This is a genomic window from Streptomyces sp. URMC 126, from assembly GCF_051386555.1.
Lineage (GTDB): Bacteria > Actinomycetota > Actinomycetes > Streptomycetales > Streptomycetaceae > Streptomyces.
Map to the genome: position 1 here is coordinate 1 of NZ_JBPQTX010000161.1, position 15,743 is coordinate 15,743.

The following is a 15,743-nucleotide window of genomic DNA, read 5'->3' on the forward strand; positions in this document are numbered from 1 at the left end:
GGGTCGGGGCGGGTGCGGACGTTTCCGGCGGAGCTGGGTGTGCTGATGGAAGGCTACGTCGGGGGCTGGATCCCGGACGGTGTGATCACCTTGGACGCCTAGCCGGACGGGTTCGACGGGCCGGGTGGTTTCAGGCGGGGGCCTGGCCGGTGGTGCGGGCTGCGGCGCGGACGGCGTGGGGGCCGGGCCAGAGCTGGTGGTCGAGGGCGTCTTCAAGGCGGGTGAGGGTGCCAATGTCGGGCAGGACTTCGCCGGTGAGGACGCGGGCGACGGTGGAGTGGGCGATGCCGGCGGCGGCGGAGAGGCTGCGCAGGCTCAGGCCGCGGGCGTCCATGAGCTGGGCGAGGTCTCGGGCCAGGAGCAGGCCACAGTGTGCGCTCAGGGGTGCGGTGGGGTCGAGGGTGGCCTGCGGCCAGTGGCCAGTGAGGAGGTAGCGGCGGGGGGCCTGGTCGTTGTTGCTCCTTGGCATGGGCCGATAGTGCCACGGCCGGTCCGGGCCGATGGCTGGTTCGCGGCCCGCCGGGGATGTCGGTCGGACCTGGCGCGGCGGTGGGCTGTACAAGGGGCTCGCGCCGGGGCCGGGCACGGAGGAATGCCGGTTCCGGCTGTCGCTGCGCATGGGGTGCGCCGGTCACGCGGTGGCGCTGGGCGCCTGCTCCGCCGGTGGCGGGAGTCCGCGTGGCGCTTGGGTAAGTACTGGCACGCCTCTTGAAAGGAAGCATGCCCTTCCCTCTTGGGACCCGACCTCGTCAATCTGACGTGCCATCACATTCACTGGTTCGCTTGGCGCTTTGGGCTGGTGACCGTCTGGTGGGTGCGTGCGCCGTTAGGCTGCCCACAGGCGCGGACGAGAGGGCGGGGTGGCAGTGGCTGTGAACGATACGAACCGTCCGGCGCTGCGTACCCTGCAGGATGTTGTGCGCCTTGAGGACGCCAAGCGTCAGGAGGCGGCCGAGATCAGGGCCCAGGCCGAGCGTGCGCTGCAGGAGGCGCGGCAGAGGGAGCGCGAGGCCGACGCCCGTGCCCTCGCCGCCCGGAACGCGCTCGACAAGGGTCGGCGCTTGTTCGCCGGCCCTGGCCCAGTACCGCCTCAGCGGACGCCGCCTGAAGGCTCGGCGGATGGCGGCGGGGCGGGCGCGGCGGGTGGTTCTCGCCGTCGGCGTGGTCCCACTGTCCGGGAGGCTGTGCTTGGGGCGTTGGCCGGCGGCGAGGAGGTCCAGCTCGCAAGCATCTATGTGAGCGTGGGCCGCACGCGGCCGGGGACGCTGGACAGCCGGGTGCGCAGCGAGCTTGTGAAGCTGGTCGCGCAGAAGCGTGTGGCCAACACCGGTCGTCCCCGGCAGGGCTTGTACCGGCTGGTGCCCGAGACCGACCCGGTGGGTGAGTGAAAGACACCGATAACTGAAAAAGCCCTTGGGCACGTGGAATGCGTGTTGCGGAGGGCCGCCGGACAAGTTCTTGGCAGAGCCCCGGCGGCCCCCCGTGACGCGCAGTTGAGGACCCACGCGTCGAGGCCAGCGTAGAACACGACGCGGCCGCGGCGGCGGGTCCGGGCGTGAACGTACCCGTAGTGACGAACGATGAGGACCCCGAGATGACCCGTCACACCTTTCCTCCCCCTGTGCCCATCGCCTGTGCGCGTGCTGCCGTCGAACTCGCTGCCGGACGGGCGCGGTGAGCCCGGCGACGCGTCGCCGCCGGCGCCGGGGCGGGATCCTGCCGACCGAGCGGTACAACCCCCGGCGCAACCTGGAAGCGCTGGACGTCCTGGCCGCGCTGGCAGGTCCAGAACGCCGGGCGGTCCATCCGGCAAAGGTGGCCGAACGGCTGGGTCTGGCGGTCAAGACGGTCTCCGGCACTCCGGGGTTCTTCGAGCAGGCGGGTCTGACCGAGCCGGGACTGCGCGGCATGTGGAAGATCTCCCCGGCCGGGATGGAGCTGGCCCGGCTGCGGGCGACGGATCCCCAGCAGGCCCGGGTGTTTCTGCGCGGGCACTGGCAGGGCATGTGGTTCCAGCGCGAAGCCCAGCGCCTGCTGGCCGCCGGCCCCTTGGAGGAGGGTGTGTTCGCCGACCGGCTGGCCGGCCACCTTCCGGGCCGGCGCGAGCGCCGGCTGTATCTGGTGGAGTGGCTTGCCTACGCACTGATCGTCGAGCAGGTAGAGCACGGCCGCGTCGCCTTGCCACAGGAGAGCGGGCGGGGCGAGAGCGAGGCGGGCCCGGCGGGGGCGGACAGGACGCGCAGCCTGATCGAGGTGCTGGTGCACCGTAGCGCTGAGGAAATCTCAGCACTGCCGACCGGTCCGTTCCTGGAGCTGATGGCCGGCTGCGACGCGCTCTTCACCTCTCTCGTCCCGCTGCTGTCGCCCGCGCCCGAGGCGCCGCACACAGCCTGACGCCCCAGGGCCCTACGCCTGCGCCGTGTGTCGGATGCGGTGTGCCCTGACCCCTGGTCTGTGTCGCGTCCCGGCGCGCTTCTCGCCGCGGCAGCGCTGTCGGCGGTGTCGCTGTGGCAGGACGCCGGTTCGTTCAAGTCTTCCCTCGCGCAGCGGATGTTGCCTCACTCTGCTGCGCGAGACCGTGTTTCCCTGGAGCTTTTCCGTGACATGGGTGTCGCACGTATGCAACGCCGGTATGCCCTCCTGCCACCACGGCCACGACAGCCACCCTGGGAGGGGGGTGATGGTGCTGGCGCCGCCCGAGCAAAGGACCATTGTGGTGGGCCGCGATCTCTCCCTGACCCATGCACGCGACCGTGTGCTCGATACCTGGCAAACCATGGCCGCGCGCGGTGAGTTCACCGAGCAGACCCTGGAGAAGTTCAGCCTGCTGCTACGGCGCTTCGCCCGCTACGCCGAGCTGCGCGGCGCCGCCGTCCTGGCGGATGTCACCGACCAGTTGGTGGAGGACTTCGTCATCGCCCCCGGCCGCAGCCGGCACGGGCACGTCACCAACGCGGCCGTGGCCACGATGCTGCTGCGCCGCTCGGTGCTGCGCATCTGCTACCGCACCCTGCGCGAGCTGGGGCTCAGCGACGCCGACCCCACCCGCGACATCCTCCTCCCCGCCCGGTGCCCGGGGCAGGTGCGGCCGCTGTCAGAGGACGAGGTCATCGACCTGCGCCACCAGGCATCCTTCGTCGCCCGGCCCAGCCGGCACGGCGCCGCGGCAGCCCTGGCCCTGGCCGGCGGGCACAGCGGCGAGATCGGCCACATCCGCGTCCGTGACCTGGACCTGGCGGGCCGGCGGGTGTGGATGCACGGCTCGAGCAAGGTCGACGCCCGCTGGTGCCCGCTGGACGACTGGAGCTGGAACATCCTTAAGCACCGAGCCCAGTTCGTCGCCGCACGCCAGCTGCGCCCCCACTTGGTGCCAGCCGCGCGCCTGGCGGTCTCCGACCGCCGCGCCGGTGACGCCCAGCTCCAGGCCCGCGCCTGCGTGGCCCTGCGCGACCTGCTCACCCGCATCGGCCTGGGCCGCGACGAGAGCGTCAAGCCGGCGTCGATCACCGCCTGGGCCGGCGTCGAAGCCTTCACCGTCACCGAGCGGATCGAGGATGCGGCCCGGCGGCTGGGCCTGCGCTCGCTGGACCGTACCGCCACCGTCATCGGACACGCCTGGCACACCACCCCCACCCGCGACGAGGAGGAGGCCGAAGGCGAGGTGGACGGTGCCTGAGGACATCTTCGGCGACCTGCTGCCCCAGCAGGAACGTCCCCGGCGCAAACGCCAGATGACCGACACCGAACAGCGCTCCCGGGAACAGCGCATCGCCGACTGCCTAAACCACCCCGCCACCTACGAACTCGCCGAGCACCTCACGCCACCACCGGCGGTGGGCTGCCCGCGCCGCTACCCGGCGCTGGTCTACCTGCTGCTCGCCACGCTGCTGCCGGTCACCGGCTCCAAACGCTCGGCCGTCGGCGCCCTGACCCCCGCCCAGTGGAGCAGCCTGCGCGCCGCCATCCGCCACAACGCCGGCCGCCGCACCGCAGCCCTCCTCCCACCCCATCCGCCGACGCGCGCCCAGTACCTCTACGCCGAACAGCACATCCTCGCCCCCGCCATCGACACCCTCCAGCACGCCTTCGAAGACCACGCCCACCGCCAAGCCCTCGCCCACGGGCTCTTCCCCACCGGCGCCCCGCGCAACTGGGCATGCCCCGAACGCTTCCAACTACTGGCCGGGGACGCCACGGTGGCCAAGGCCCCTTCCAAGGCCGAGCAGCCGCGCATCGTCGATGCAGCCACCGGCGAGGTGCGCCACCACCGCGTCGACCCGGCCGCCCGCCTGTACTACGAGAACGGCGAGCAAGCGGCGACGGTGGCGCGGGGGACGAAGTGGTTCTTCGCCTCCGCACGCCACACCGGCTACGGGCAGCGGGTCATCCTCTCCTTCCGCCACGTCGCCGGCGGCGCCTACGAGGACGAGGCCGCCGTCGCGGTGCGCTCCTTCACCGCGCTCGCCGGCCGGCTGCCGGGGTGCATGGGCGTGCTCTACGACGGCGCGTTCCGCGGCACCCACCGTGACGCCCTCGCCCGCCACGGCCTGCTGGTCATCAACAAGCAGCACGGCTCCGCTCACCCCCGCGCCTACGAACTGCTGCGTTTCCCCCGCTGCCGCCACGAGCTGTGGTGTGACCAGGGGCGCATCGCCGAACGCCTCCTGCTCGACGACGGCACCACCCACCTGATGCCCGTCCCTGTCCTGCGCCTGGAACACCGCAGGGGTAAGGCCAAGAGCCGCTGGTACCACGTACTGGGCATCCCCTGTCGCAATGGGCCCCACGCTCACCGTGTGGCCGTCGGTATCACCACCACCCGCGCCGACCGCACCAGCATCGACCCCTCCACCGGCCGACGTCTGCCCAGCGACACCGAGCGCGGCTTCCACCGCGCCGAATACCTCCAGCAGATCCCCCAGAACACCCTTGCCCACCAGTTGCTCTACCCCTTCCGCAGCGACGCCGAATCCCTTCACCAGCAGCTCGATTCCAGCCTGTGGAACCGCCGCATGGTCTCCTACGGCCTCGCCCGCCAGAAGGTGTTCATCCTCGGTTTCGCCCTCGCCCACAACGCCACCAGCCACGGCCTGCGCCGTGAGCAACCACCTTGCGTTCCACCAGGAGGGCATCGGCGCTTGTGACGGCCAGGGGCGGTGACCGCAGAGGTGTGGCGCCAGCATCGGCGCATCGCTCCTTCACCGCGGGACACAGAAGCTGTTCCCCGTTCATCCCCCACATGATGCAATGAACAAGTTAGCGTGGACAGCAGTCCCCCACATGGAGTCATACTGCGTTAGGGGATCGCCCTCTTGACGGGTTTTCGCGCTGGCCTGATCGGTTTTCTGGGGATGACGCGTCCCTTCGGCCTGCAGCGTTAGAAGATAGCGGGTTCCAGCCGGGCTACGAGTGACGAGAGTTGACTTTTCTAAGCGGTACGACATCCACTCTTTCGTGGTGAGCGAGTCGGGTTTCACCTGACCCGACCACCCCATAGTGGTCGATGACGTCGACCGCTAGTTCGAACACAGAACTCGTATCAACATTACCTGACAGCTCCCATCATGAAGTAATTTGACCGACGATCGCCTCAGCCGGTATCAATCACTCACTCAACGGCCCTCCTTCACGGGCAGCGACCTCCACGAGCCGAAGTGCAAGCCATTCAACAGCACAACGCCAAACCCCTCAGAGACATCCGTTCGACGAAAGAATGCCTGATGATCCTAGGAGGGTTATGTATCCCGCTCGTGCTCGTCTGTCCGCGGGGCTGCTCTCGGCCGCCGTGCCCTTGACCGTCCCGGCCGGGAAATCCGCAGGGCCGCCGCCACGGGGTCAGTACGGCCTCTTCATGCCCCAGGTCACCTCCATCATCCTGTAGAGAGGGAGCACCTTTGCGTATCCGTTCTGCCGCCGCCGTAATCGGCCTCGTCGCCTCCAGCCTCCTGAGCACCGCAACTCCTTCTACTGCTCTTCCACTGGAGCAGTGCGGCGCCAAGCGGGACCAGTACGTGGGTCGCACCTACTCGGGCACATTGACCAGGAAGTATTTGCTGCCCGAAACAACAGAGAAATTCACGGTGCACGTAAAAATCGTAAGGTCGCGGCACGGCGACTATGAAGCACACACGCAAGTAACGGGGGTCAGCGCGATTGTCACATATTTCCTCCTCGACACCAGCAAGACGCCCCGGCGGCCGGAAACACAGGTGCAAGATTTGGCGGTGAAGGGAGAGGTAGTACGCGACGAACAGGGTGAACTCCATCAGGAGTACGGTCGCGCCAGCTACAGCAAGCTGTACGGAACGCCGATGTGTGTGGGTAGCGACCCAACACCCAAGCAAATCCGCTACACTGTTGACATTTCGAAAAAGCTGTTGTGGTCCGGCGTTCTCACCCGCCAGTGAACTCACCTAGAAAGTCGTGTTCTCCTGTTGTCCCGCTCCCAGGAGCGGCGGAGCTTACCGGAGCGGACGAGATTGTGTCCGCCGTCGCGGGGCAAGCAGCGTTGGCCACGGCCCAACTGGAGCAATGTCTCAGGCGCAGAGTGGGCGCGAACTGATCCGGGGACAGTGCAGCAGCACGCCCGAGTGGTAGGGCAGCTAAGCGGACAGTAGTGGGCAGAGGCGAATGAAGGCCCCTCGTATGAGGGGCCTTCACCGCGTTCCAGGCCAGACCTTCATACTGCCGAGCGCCAGGAGCGGCACTGTCAGAGCAACGCAGAAGGCGCCGTCTGACGGGTGATGCATGCGGGTCACGACTGCCCTCCGACCGGGCAAGGGTGTCGGCCCTCAGGCCCACGATGACGGCTACAAGTGCCGCAGCCGGGACTGCCAGCGACCTCATGCCCACAGACAGCCGCATTGTAACCACCGTCACATAGTTCCCAGGTTGAGCAGTCCCTCAAAGCCGCTGGTACCACGTGCTTGGCCTCCTCTGCCGCAACGCCCCCCACGACCACGGGTGTGAGTAGTTGCGGTGCAGAAAGTGCCGCTGAGATTGATCTTGGTCGGCTAGCACATCTGCCGACGGTGCTGCCGGGGTTCGCTGAAAGATCGTCGGGCGGGCGTCGGCGCTGGCTACGGTCCGCCTCGTGCCGGTGGAGTTCCTGACTGATGAGCAGGCCGAGGCGTACGGGACGTTCAGCGAGGTGCCCACGCGCCCGGAGCTGGAGCGGTTCTTTTTCCTCGACGATGACGACCGTGATCTGATCGCGCTGCGTCGTACGGACGCGCACCGGCTGGGGATGGCGGTGCAGATCTGCACCGTTCGCTACATCGGCCGGTTCCTGGGTGATGACCCGCTCGCCGTGCCGTGGGAGGTCGTGGAGTACCTGGCCAACCAGCTCGGCATCGCCGACGCCTCGTGCGTGAAGCGGTATCCGGAGCGGCGCAGGACGCCGTACGAGCACGCGCAGGAGATCCAGGAGCGGTTCACGTACCGGGACTTCACCGACCGGCGGTGGGGGCGGGAGTTCCGCGGGTTCCTGTACGGGCGGGCGTGGACGCATGCCGAGGGGTCGGTGGCGCTGTTCAACCATGCGGTGACGTGGCTGCGGAAGAACCGGGTGCTGCTGCCTGGCGTCTCGGTGCTGGCCCGGCAGGTGTCGGAGGCCCGCACGGTGGCCGAGCGGCGGCTGTACGAGGCGGTGGCCCGGGCCGCGCACCGGGCCGATCCTGCACTCGCGCCGGCGCTGGCCGAGCTGCTGGTGGTGCCGGAGGGCAGGCGGGTCTCGGAGCTGGAGCGGCTGCGGACCCCGCCGGTGAAGTCGACGGGGGCCGCGATGGTGCGGGCGATGGAGCGGGTGGAGGAGATCTCCGCGTTCGCGCTGGGGCGGGTGAGCCTGTCGCGGGTGCCGGTGAACCGGCTGTCCGCGCTGGCCCGGTACGGACAGCTGAGTAAGGCGCAGACGATTCTGCGGGCGCCGGTGCCGCGGCGGACCGCGCTTTTGACGGCGGTGGTGCGGCAGCTGGAGGCGCAGGCGGTCGATGACGCGCTGGATCTGTTTGCGGTGCTGATGGCGAACCGGCTGATCAGCCCCGCGCGCAGGGCGTCGGACCGGGAGCGCCTGGCGATGCTGCCGCAGTTGGAGAAGGCGGCCCGGATCCTGGCGAAGGCGTCGAAGATCCTCACCGAGGAGCTGGACCTGGTCGCCGAGCACGAGGCGGACCTGGACGTCGCCGCGCTGTGGGCGGCGGTCGAGGAGGCCGTGCCGCGTACGGCGGTGGCCGGCGCGGTGGCGACCGTCGAGGCCCTGGTGCCCGAGGACGACGGGTCGGCCGAGGCGGCGATGCGCGAGAAGCTCGCCCTGCGCTACAACACCGTGCGCCCCTTCCTCTCCCTGCTGGGCGAGTCGGACGCGCTGGGCGCCGCGCCGGCCGGGCGGCGCATCCTCAAGGCCGTACGTCGCCTGCCGGCGCTCTCGCGCCGCCGGGTCAAGGACCGGCCGCTGCTGCCCCGCGAGGTCGACGCCGAGCTGGTGCCGGCGATGTGGAAGCGAGCGGTGTTCTCCAACGGCAAGCTGCCGCAGGGCGCGGTCGACCGGGACGCGTACGTGGTGTGCGTGCTGGAGCAGCTGCACCGCGCCCTGAACCGGCGGGATGTGTTCGCCGCCCCCTCGAACCGGTGGGCCGACCCGCGGGCCCGGCTGCTGGACGGGCCGCTGTGGGAGGCGATGCGCACGGACGTCCTCGCGGGCCTGTCCCTGACGGAGGACGCGAGTGCGCACCTGGCCCAGCTCACGCGCGGGCTGGACGCGGCGTGGCGGCAGATGGCCGACCGGCTCGCCGAGGCCGGCGACGACGCGAAGGTGGAGATCGTCGTTCCCGAAGGTGGCGGCCGGGCACGCCTGTCGGTGGACAAGCTCGGCGCGGTGGGCGAGCCGGAGTCGCTGACCTGGCTGAAGAACACCACGGAGGCGATACTCCCCAGGATCGACCTGCCGGACCTGCTGTTCGAGGTCCACTCCTGGACTTCGTTCCTCGACGCCTTCGGCCACGTCTCCGAGCGACGCACCCGCATGGAGGGCCTGCTCGTCTCCCTGGTCGCCCTGCTGGTGGCACAGAGCTGCAACATCGGCCTGACCCCGGTCATCGACCCTACGATCAAGGCGCTGACCCGCTCACGCCTCTCGCACGTCGACCAGAACTACGTGCGCGCCGACACCATCGCCGCGGCGAACGCCGCGCTCATCACCGCCCAGTCCGCGATCGAGCTGGCCCAGATGTGGGGCGGCGGGCTGCTCGCCTCCGTCGACGGCCTGCGCTTCGTCGTCCCCGTCAAGAGCATCAACACCGGCCCCTCGCCCAAGTACTACGGGTACAAACGCGGCGTGACCTGGCTGAATGCCGTCAACGACCAGGTCGCCGGGATCGGCGCGATGGTCGTGCGCGGGACCCCGCGCGACAGCCTCTACACGCTGGACACCCTGCTGAACCTCGACGGCGGGGTGAAGCCGGAGATGATCGCGACCGACAACGCCTCCTACTCCGACATGGCCTTCGGCCTGTACAAGATGCTCGGCTTCCGCTTCGCCCCGCGCTTCCGCGACCTGGCCGACCAGCGGTTCTGGCGGGCCGACCTGCCCGACGGTGAGGCGCCGGCCGCCGGGTACGGGCCGCTGGAGGCCGTCGCCTGCAACAAGGTCAACCTGAAGAAGATCGCCACGCACTGGCCGGACATGCTCCGCGTCGCCGGATCGCTCATCACCAACCAGGTCCGCGCCTACGACCTGCTGCGGATGTTCGGCCGCGAGGGCCACCCCACGCCGCTCGGTGCCGCGTTCGCCGAGTACGGCCGCATCGACAAGACCATGCACCTGCTCGCCCTGGTCGACCCGGTCGACGACACTTACCGCCGGCTGATGAACCAGCAGCTCACCGTCCAGGAGTCCCGCCACCGGCTTGCCCGCGCGATCTGCCACGGCGGCCGGGGTCAGATCCGCCAGGCATACCGCGAGGGCCAGGAGGACCAGCTCGCCGCCCTCGGCCTGGTCCTCAACGCGGTGGTGCTGTGGAACACCCGCTACCTGGACGCTGCCGTCGCCCGGCTACGTGCCGAGGGCCACGACGTCAAGGATGAAGACGTCGCCCGGCTCTCCCCGCTCAAGGACCGGCACATCAACTTCCTGGGCCGCTACCTGTTCAACATCACCGCCAGCGGCCCCGGCCAGGGCCTGCGCCCGCTACGTGACCCCGATGCCCCCGAGGAAGCCGACGACGAGGAGTAGGAGGCCGCGCATGCCGGCCTCGGGGGACATCGGTACAGCGGTTACCGATGAGAACGATCATGGTCGGCTAGCACGGTGATCCACTTCGCCGCTGAGGTTCGGTGAGATGCATCCGGGCCTGGTGTGACGCTATGCGGAAGGTTGCGGGAAGTTCTCCTTCACCGCCTTCTCACTTCGCGGCACCCAGTTGCCCATATCGTCCTGCTTGAACGCCGCCATGAACCTGTTGCCGAAGTCGGTGAGCTTTTTCTGCTCGGCTGCGCGCTCCTCATCGGTGCCAAACAGCAGCCTAAGGTCGGGCCCCTCCCCTCCGGCAATCGGAAGAGAACCACGCAGGCCATCCAGGGTGCCGCCCATGACTATCTCCTCGAATTTGGACTGGTGGGTGAGCTTTCCCTACCTATGGCACATGAGACTGGGAGCCCTCGCATCTCGGTCCCCCGCAAACGGGGGAGCACCGGGCAGCGGAGATGACGCAGTGGGTTTGCCTCAGCCCCTGAGCCCGGCCCGGCGAGGATTGGCCCTCCCCACAGGCCGCCGCACCCTGCGCATCCACGACGGCGCTTTCTCCGCCATGGCCCTCACCGCCCGCTACCCGCGCACCGGCGAGCTGCTCTCCACCGTGAAGTTCATGGTGAAGATCCTCGGTGGTGCGGTAGCGGGTCGCGGTGACGCAGCAAGGCATCGCCCGCCTGGCGTCCCCGGGGCCTTGGCATGTCCGCACGGTGTCCCCGTTCGGCCTGATCGTTCTGTGCGGCCGGCTTTGGGGGCGCATGCTGTGCTGGAACAGTGCGCACACGCCCTGCGCTTGTCGCCGGTTACCAAGGACGTGCCCGGGAGTCGGCGCGACACTTCATCCTCTGCCGGATGGGGCACACTCACACGGCCTCGACGGCCGGTCGAACCACCCGCAACGCCGGAAATTCCGACCAACCGCCGTACGGCGGTCGAAACCGGGAGCCCACAATGACGCACATCGAGCTGTCCAAACTCTCCACCATCAAGAACTACAACGAACAGCAGTGGAACTTCAGTGCATGGAATAAGAATCACTCCAAAGGGGAGATCATCATCTGGAATGCAACAGACAGCAACCTGACGCTGAAGTATTCCAGGGCCTGGTACGAAAAGACTTTCTTCCCTGGCATGGCTGCATTCCCCCCGGATGTCATCAAGCCGAACAGTGGCGCATCAATCGTCGCCGTACAAGCAAATAGCCTTCAGGGGATCGGCGCAACAGTCCGCTACGCGACCGCCGGAACACACGACCAAAACAGCCTTTACATCAGGTGGGACAGTTGGCACGGTTCCGGGTGCCACCACTGGGATGTGTGGTGGAACCCGTCCGGCAGTACACGACTTGGCATGCTGGACACCCGGGGACGCGAGCAGTCGATCACGTCAAGCCGGTCCGACACCAGCGAGCAGTCCCCGGACGAAGCCATTACGCTCGGCGAGTTCACAGATGACAGTGGGCCGAGTCCCAAGGACCTGCCGAGAGACGACGAGTCTCATCCGGGCACCCGCAAGCTCTTCAGCTCAAAGCAGGAGAAAGGCTTTCACCACTTTGGTGTAGACGGGAGCGACCACAGCCCCATTCTCTTCGTCGTAGGGAAGGAGAATGTCACCTGGAGCGTCGGTGACGGATTCACACAGGAGGATTCCTGTAAGTTCTGGAAAGAGTACAAGAGCCAGGTAGTCCACACCAAGGGGTTCTGGAAGAACGGCTCGGCAGGCGCCATCTTTGGGGCACATCTGGGTGCCTTCATCAAGCGCTGTTGACCGGGTCTCGCCGGTTATTGCTGCTGAATTGAACGCTAAGGGCTTCGCCGCAGGGGCGGGGCCGGGTGAACTCGCGGCCGTATGGACGATGCCGAGCGGGCCGCGCTCGACTACGGCCAGGCCGTACGGCGCGGCCAGGGCTACATCCTGCGCGTCAGGGCCCTGTTCTCCCGAAGCTACGGCGAAGTGACAAGTAGCTCTGTGTAATCAGAGTGATGCTCGGTCAGAGAGGGCGGGACGAGGTCCGGGGACTTCGCTGCCGGTGAGGGCGGCGAAGTCGGCGTGGACCTGCTCGACGGCTTCGGGGTACGCCTCGCGCTTGGCGTGTTCGGCGAGCGCCCGGTAGATGCTGGCGACGGAGGGGTTCTGCCCCTTGCGCTTGCCGGTGGGGATGAACAGGTCGGGCTGGATCTGCTCGACGGACTCGCCGAGCGCCCGGCGCCGCAGCACGGTGTGCAGCATGTCGTCGGTGATGACGGGGGGCCGGCCGCCGTGTTTGCCCTTGCGGGCTGCGGTGTCGAGCCCTTCGAGGGTGGACTCGCGGATGTTCTCCCGTTCGGTCTCCGCCATCGCCGCGAAGAAGGCGAACAGCAGCTTGCCCGGGCCGGTGGGGTCGTAGATGCCGGGCAGGGGCCCGGCGAGCATTTCCAGGACCAGGCCGTGGGCGGTGAGGTGGTCGGCGAGCGCGGTGAGTTCGGCGGCGTCGCGGCCGAGGCGCTTCATCTCGTAGACGGTGAAGATGACCCGGCAGTGCGGGGCGTGGGCCTTGACCTCCCGCGCGGTCCTCAGCGCCTCCTCGAACTTGGGCCGGACTCGTACTCGGGTGCTGATCTTCTCGCTGAAGATCTTGTCTCTCGGGATGCCGTGCTTGCTGAGCGCGTCGAGCTGGGAGTCGAGTTCCTGCCCGAGGGTCGAGCAGCGGGCGTAGCCGATGCGGATGTCCGCGCTCGGCAGGTCCGGGTCGACGGGCGCCGGGGGCGGGGTGCCGGGTCGCCACGGCCGGCCGGGGCCGTGGTCGGCCGGGGTCGGTACGCGCAGCGTCTTCTTCAGGCGGGGCACCTGGGTGAAGCGGCGGGTGTGGTAGGCGGAGGCGACCGCGCCGCCGCGCGAGCGGCAGGGTGAGCCGGGCTGTGCGTCACACTTCGGGCAGGCGTGCTGTTCGACGTCGTCGGCGTCCGACCGGTCGGCCGGGGAGGGCTGCTGAGGGGCCGTCATGGACCCGGATTTTCGCACAATGCAAGTCTCAGAAGGGGTCCGTCCCGCTTTTGCGTGAGAACGGGTTCTGCGAGCCAATCGGGGGTCGGCGGAGGTTCGACGGGCGGTTGTCGATCTTGCTCGCGCAAAGGACCGTTTGTGAGAAGAGAGGCTTGCTCGCCGGTCGGAGCTTTCTAGGCTCCGGGGTGGGGTTCAGCCTGGTGGGCGATGCGGCGTTCGGCGTAGAACGCGGCGGTGGGGATGGTGCCGGCGAGCAGGACGGCGGTGAGTCTGCCGATGGGCCATCCTGCTTTGGTGCCGTAGTCGAAGGTGCACAGCAGGTAGACGATGTAGCCGATGCCGTGGATCTGGGCGAGGGCGAGGGTCATGCCCTGGGCGGTGTCGAAGCCGTATTTGAAGACCATGGCTACGCACAGGGCCAGTAGCAGGGTGCCGGAGATGTAGCTCAGAGCCTGGTAGCGCCGCCGTTTGGCGTGCAGAGGGTCGGTTTGCGGCGCGTTCAGCGGCTGAGGTGTGGGGCGGGACACGGGCGTCTCCTGGGGCTGGGACGAGGCGGCAGTGGACGCCGTGGTGAGCTGATGGCTGGTCGTTGGGCAGGGCGCGGGCGGTGCTTGCTGGTGCGCTGAGCGGTAGGGGGCCGGTGGGCCGGGCCCGTACCGCTCGAATTCACAGAGTGTGGTTGGGGATGACCGGCAGGCGCAGGTAGCTGGCGTGGTGGGGGCCGCCGGTGTGGAGGGTGTAGGTGCCGTCGAAGCGGTGGGCGGGCCGGTCGTCGGGGTCGGTGTCGGCGCGGAAGTGGGCGCGTTCGTTGTCGCTGGAGCTGATGTCCAGCAGCAGGCGGTCACCGGGCTCGAGGACGAGGCTGGTGGGCCAGATCTCGATGTCCAGGGGCACGATGTCGTCGGGGTCGAGGAGCAGTTCGCGGTCGTGGGTGTGCCAGGGGCGGTAGGGCAGGCTGCGGGTGGGGTCGGTGTGGCGGTGGGAGGCGCGCAGCCAGCCCTGGGCCATGGGGGCGGGTTTGCCGGTGGGGTTGATGCCGTGGTGTTCGGTGCCGTCGGCGCGCAGGTGGCGGAGGGTGACGAACAGGTCCATGTCGCTGCTGGTCGCCGAGGCCCACAGGCGCAGGGCGACGGGGCCGGTGATCTGGGTGGCGGGCAGCGTGTGGTGAAGAGTGAACGTGACGGTGCCGCCGGGCGCCTCGAAGGTGGTGGTGGCGTCTGTGGCGGGCGGGGTGTGGGAGAGGGTGTGGGTGGTGGCGTCGAGGTGGAAGTCGGTCCACTGGGTGCCGGTCAGCGGCCAGGTGGTGTCGTCGTGCCAGCGGACATGGTCGGGGTGGCGGACCGCGACGCGTACCGGGGGCTGGTGCTGCCAGCCGGTGTCGTCGCCTTTGAGGTAGTGGCCGAAGAAGGCTTCCTGCAGGGCCAGGGCTTCGGGTGCGTAGAACGGCAGGATGTGGTCGCCGGTGATGATGCGCAGCCACTTGTCGGTGGAGGAGGCCCGGGTGTACGCCTCGGTGTTGCCGCGCAGGTGCAGCAGCAGGTTGCCCCAGTTGCCGACGGAGACGAACGGCACCTCGATGGTGGAGAGGTCCGGCAGCCACTGGGTGTAGGCGTCGTCGTCCAGGGGGTGGGTTTTGGCCTTGAGGTAGGTGTCCACGCGCCGCTGGGCCAGCGTGTCCTCGTCCAGCGGCTGGCTGGGGGTGCCGCGGTGCTGGGTGCGGGCGTTGCCGGCCGCCCACATGCGGACGAAGTCGGTGTTGAGGATGCCGCCGTGGCGGGCGAAGTCGCGGTAGAGGTCGCTGGCGCCTTCCCAGGGCATCATCGCCGTCAGGTGCGGGGGGCGCAGGGCGGCGACCGCCCATTGGGACATGGCGTAGTAGGAGATGCCCAGCAGGCCGACCTTGCCGGTGGACCAGGGCTGGGTGCCGGCCCATTCGATGGCATCGTAGAAGTCGCGGGCCTGCTGGGCCGAGACGGGGTCCAGGGTGCCGGGGGAGGCTCCGGTGCCGCGGGAGTCGACGCGCAGCACTGCGTAGCCGCGGGGCACCCAGTGTTCGGGGTCGGGGGTTTCCCAGTTGAGGAAGACCCCGCCGCCCGCGCCGGCGAGGGCGCGGTAATTCTCCGGGTGGCGCAGGGCGAGGGGGATGTCCTTGCCGTAGGGGCCGAAGGTCATCAGCACCGGCACCGGCTCATCGCCGGCCGGGCGGTAGAGGTTGGCGCGCAGGAGGGTGCCGTCCCGCATCGGGAGGGGAACGTCGCGTTGGTAGAGCATCGACACCTCCCGCCGGACCGCAGGGGGGACCGGGTTGTCGCTGAAGAGGTTGGTGGTGGTGGAGGCCATTGCCTTGCTTTCTCGTGGTGTTCGGTCGGAGTGTCGGGCCCAGGGCCGCATGCCTTTCTGGGCTGCGTCCTCGAAGATCAGGGGGACCCTGGACGCCTGTGGGGGCTTTGACGGGGTCAGTCGGTGGGGACGGCCGTCAGGTGAGGTGTGTCTGCCCCGTGGGTGGTGGGGGTTGTGG

Annotated in this window: 12 protein-coding genes; 7 read left to right on the forward strand and 5 right to left on the reverse strand. The window is 68.8% G+C overall.

Translation table 11 applies throughout. The annotated features are described in order from the left end of the window. Nucleotides 1-130 precede the first annotated feature (130 nt). Nucleotides 131-469, reverse strand: coding sequence for a helix-turn-helix domain-containing protein (locus tag ACSNOK_RS19805; protein ID WP_436782051.1), 339 nt, complete (start codon nucleotides 467-469; stop codon nucleotides 131-133). Between the two features lie 403 nt (nucleotides 470-872). Between ACSNOK_RS19805 and ACSNOK_RS19810 the strand changes: the two genes are divergently transcribed. The 6 genes from ACSNOK_RS19810 (at nucleotide 873) to ACSNOK_RS19835 (ending at nucleotide 10,228) form a co-directional block, all read left to right on the forward strand. Continuing rightward, nucleotides 873-1,388, forward strand: a complete 516-nt coding sequence (locus ACSNOK_RS19810; RefSeq protein WP_436782052.1) for a hypothetical protein — start codon at nucleotides 873-875, stop codon at nucleotides 1,386-1,388. 286 nt (nucleotides 1,389-1,674) lie between these two features. Then, on the forward strand, nucleotides 1,675-2,394 hold the full coding sequence (locus ACSNOK_RS19815) for a hypothetical protein (RefSeq protein WP_436782053.1): 720 nt from the start codon (nucleotides 1,675-1,677) through the stop codon (nucleotides 2,392-2,394). A gap of 382 nt (nucleotides 2,395-2,776) precedes the next feature. Beyond that, entirely contained in the window at nucleotides 2,777-3,676 is a 900-nt protein-coding gene (locus ACSNOK_RS19820) for a hypothetical protein (RefSeq protein WP_436782054.1), read from the forward strand. Continuing rightward, nucleotides 3,669-5,144, forward strand: coding sequence for a hypothetical protein (locus ACSNOK_RS19825; RefSeq protein WP_436782055.1), 1,476 nt, complete (start codon nucleotides 3,669-3,671; stop codon nucleotides 5,142-5,144). The genes ACSNOK_RS19820 and ACSNOK_RS19825 overlap by 8 nt, the downstream gene beginning before the upstream one ends. Before the next feature lie 750 nt (nucleotides 5,145-5,894). After that, a complete protein-coding gene (locus ACSNOK_RS19830; RefSeq protein WP_436782056.1) occupies nucleotides 5,895-6,407 on the forward strand; it encodes a hypothetical protein in 513 nt (170 codons plus the stop codon). 686 nt (nucleotides 6,408-7,093) lie between these two features. Further along, nucleotides 7,094-10,228: a Tn3 family transposase gene (locus ACSNOK_RS19835; RefSeq protein ID WP_436782057.1), complete on the forward strand. Its 3,135-nt coding sequence runs from the start codon at nucleotides 7,094-7,096 to the stop codon at nucleotides 10,226-10,228. A gap of 129 nt (nucleotides 10,229-10,357) precedes the next feature. On the opposite strand, the gene ACSNOK_RS19840 is transcribed toward ACSNOK_RS19835, so the two are convergent. Continuing rightward, nucleotides 10,358-10,585, reverse strand: coding sequence for a hypothetical protein (locus ACSNOK_RS19840; protein WP_436782058.1), 228 nt, complete (start codon nucleotides 10,583-10,585; stop codon nucleotides 10,358-10,360). Nucleotides 10,586-11,194: 609 nt separating this feature from the next. Between ACSNOK_RS19840 and ACSNOK_RS19845 the strand changes: the two genes are divergently transcribed. Beyond that, nucleotides 11,195-12,010 (forward strand): hypothetical protein, encoded by an 816-nt coding sequence (locus ACSNOK_RS19845; protein WP_436782059.1) that lies wholly within the window; start codon nucleotides 11,195-11,197, stop codon nucleotides 12,008-12,010. A gap of 207 nt (nucleotides 12,011-12,217) precedes the next feature. Here the strand turns inward: ACSNOK_RS19845 and ACSNOK_RS19850 are convergent, their stop codons facing one another. The 3 genes from ACSNOK_RS19850 to ACSNOK_RS19860 form a co-directional block, all read right to left on the reverse strand. Then, entirely contained in the window at nucleotides 12,218-13,225 is a 1,008-nt protein-coding gene (locus ACSNOK_RS19850; protein ID WP_436782060.1) for a recombinase family protein, read from the reverse strand. Between the two features lie 173 nt (nucleotides 13,226-13,398). Further along, nucleotides 13,399-13,704, reverse strand: a complete 306-nt coding sequence (locus tag ACSNOK_RS19855) for a DUF3817 domain-containing protein (protein ID WP_436782062.1) — start codon at nucleotides 13,702-13,704, stop codon at nucleotides 13,399-13,401. Between the two features lie 187 nt (nucleotides 13,705-13,891). Next, nucleotides 13,892-15,565: a CocE/NonD family hydrolase gene (locus ACSNOK_RS19860; protein ID WP_436782061.1), complete on the reverse strand. Its 1,674-nt coding sequence runs from the start codon at nucleotides 15,563-15,565 to the stop codon at nucleotides 13,892-13,894. Nucleotides 15,566-15,743 lie beyond the last annotated feature (178 nt).

What these genes read in the sequence shown, in the direction of transcription:
- ACSNOK_RS19805 (WP_436782051.1), bottom strand. Translation starts at nt 469, where the DNA reads ATGCCAAGGAGCAACAACGACCAGGCCCCCCGCCGCTACCTCCTCACT.
- ACSNOK_RS19820 (WP_436782054.1), top strand. Translation starts at nt 2,777, where the DNA reads ATGGCCGCGCGCGGTGAGTTCACCGAGCAGACCCTGGAGAAGTTCAGC.
- ACSNOK_RS19840 (WP_436782058.1), bottom strand. Translation starts at nt 10,585, where the DNA reads ATGGGCGGCACCCTGGATGGCCTGCGTGGTTCTCTTCCGATTGCCGGA.
- ACSNOK_RS19845 (WP_436782059.1), top strand. Translation starts at nt 11,195, where the DNA reads ATGACGCACATCGAGCTGTCCAAACTCTCCACCATCAAGAACTACAAC.
- ACSNOK_RS19850 (WP_436782060.1), bottom strand. Translation starts at nt 13,225, where the DNA reads ATGACGGCCCCTCAGCAGCCCTCCCCGGCCGACCGGTCGGACGCCGAC.
- ACSNOK_RS19860 (WP_436782061.1), bottom strand. Translation starts at nt 15,565, where the DNA reads ATGGCCTCCACCACCACCAACCTCTTCAGCGACAACCCGGTCCCCCCT.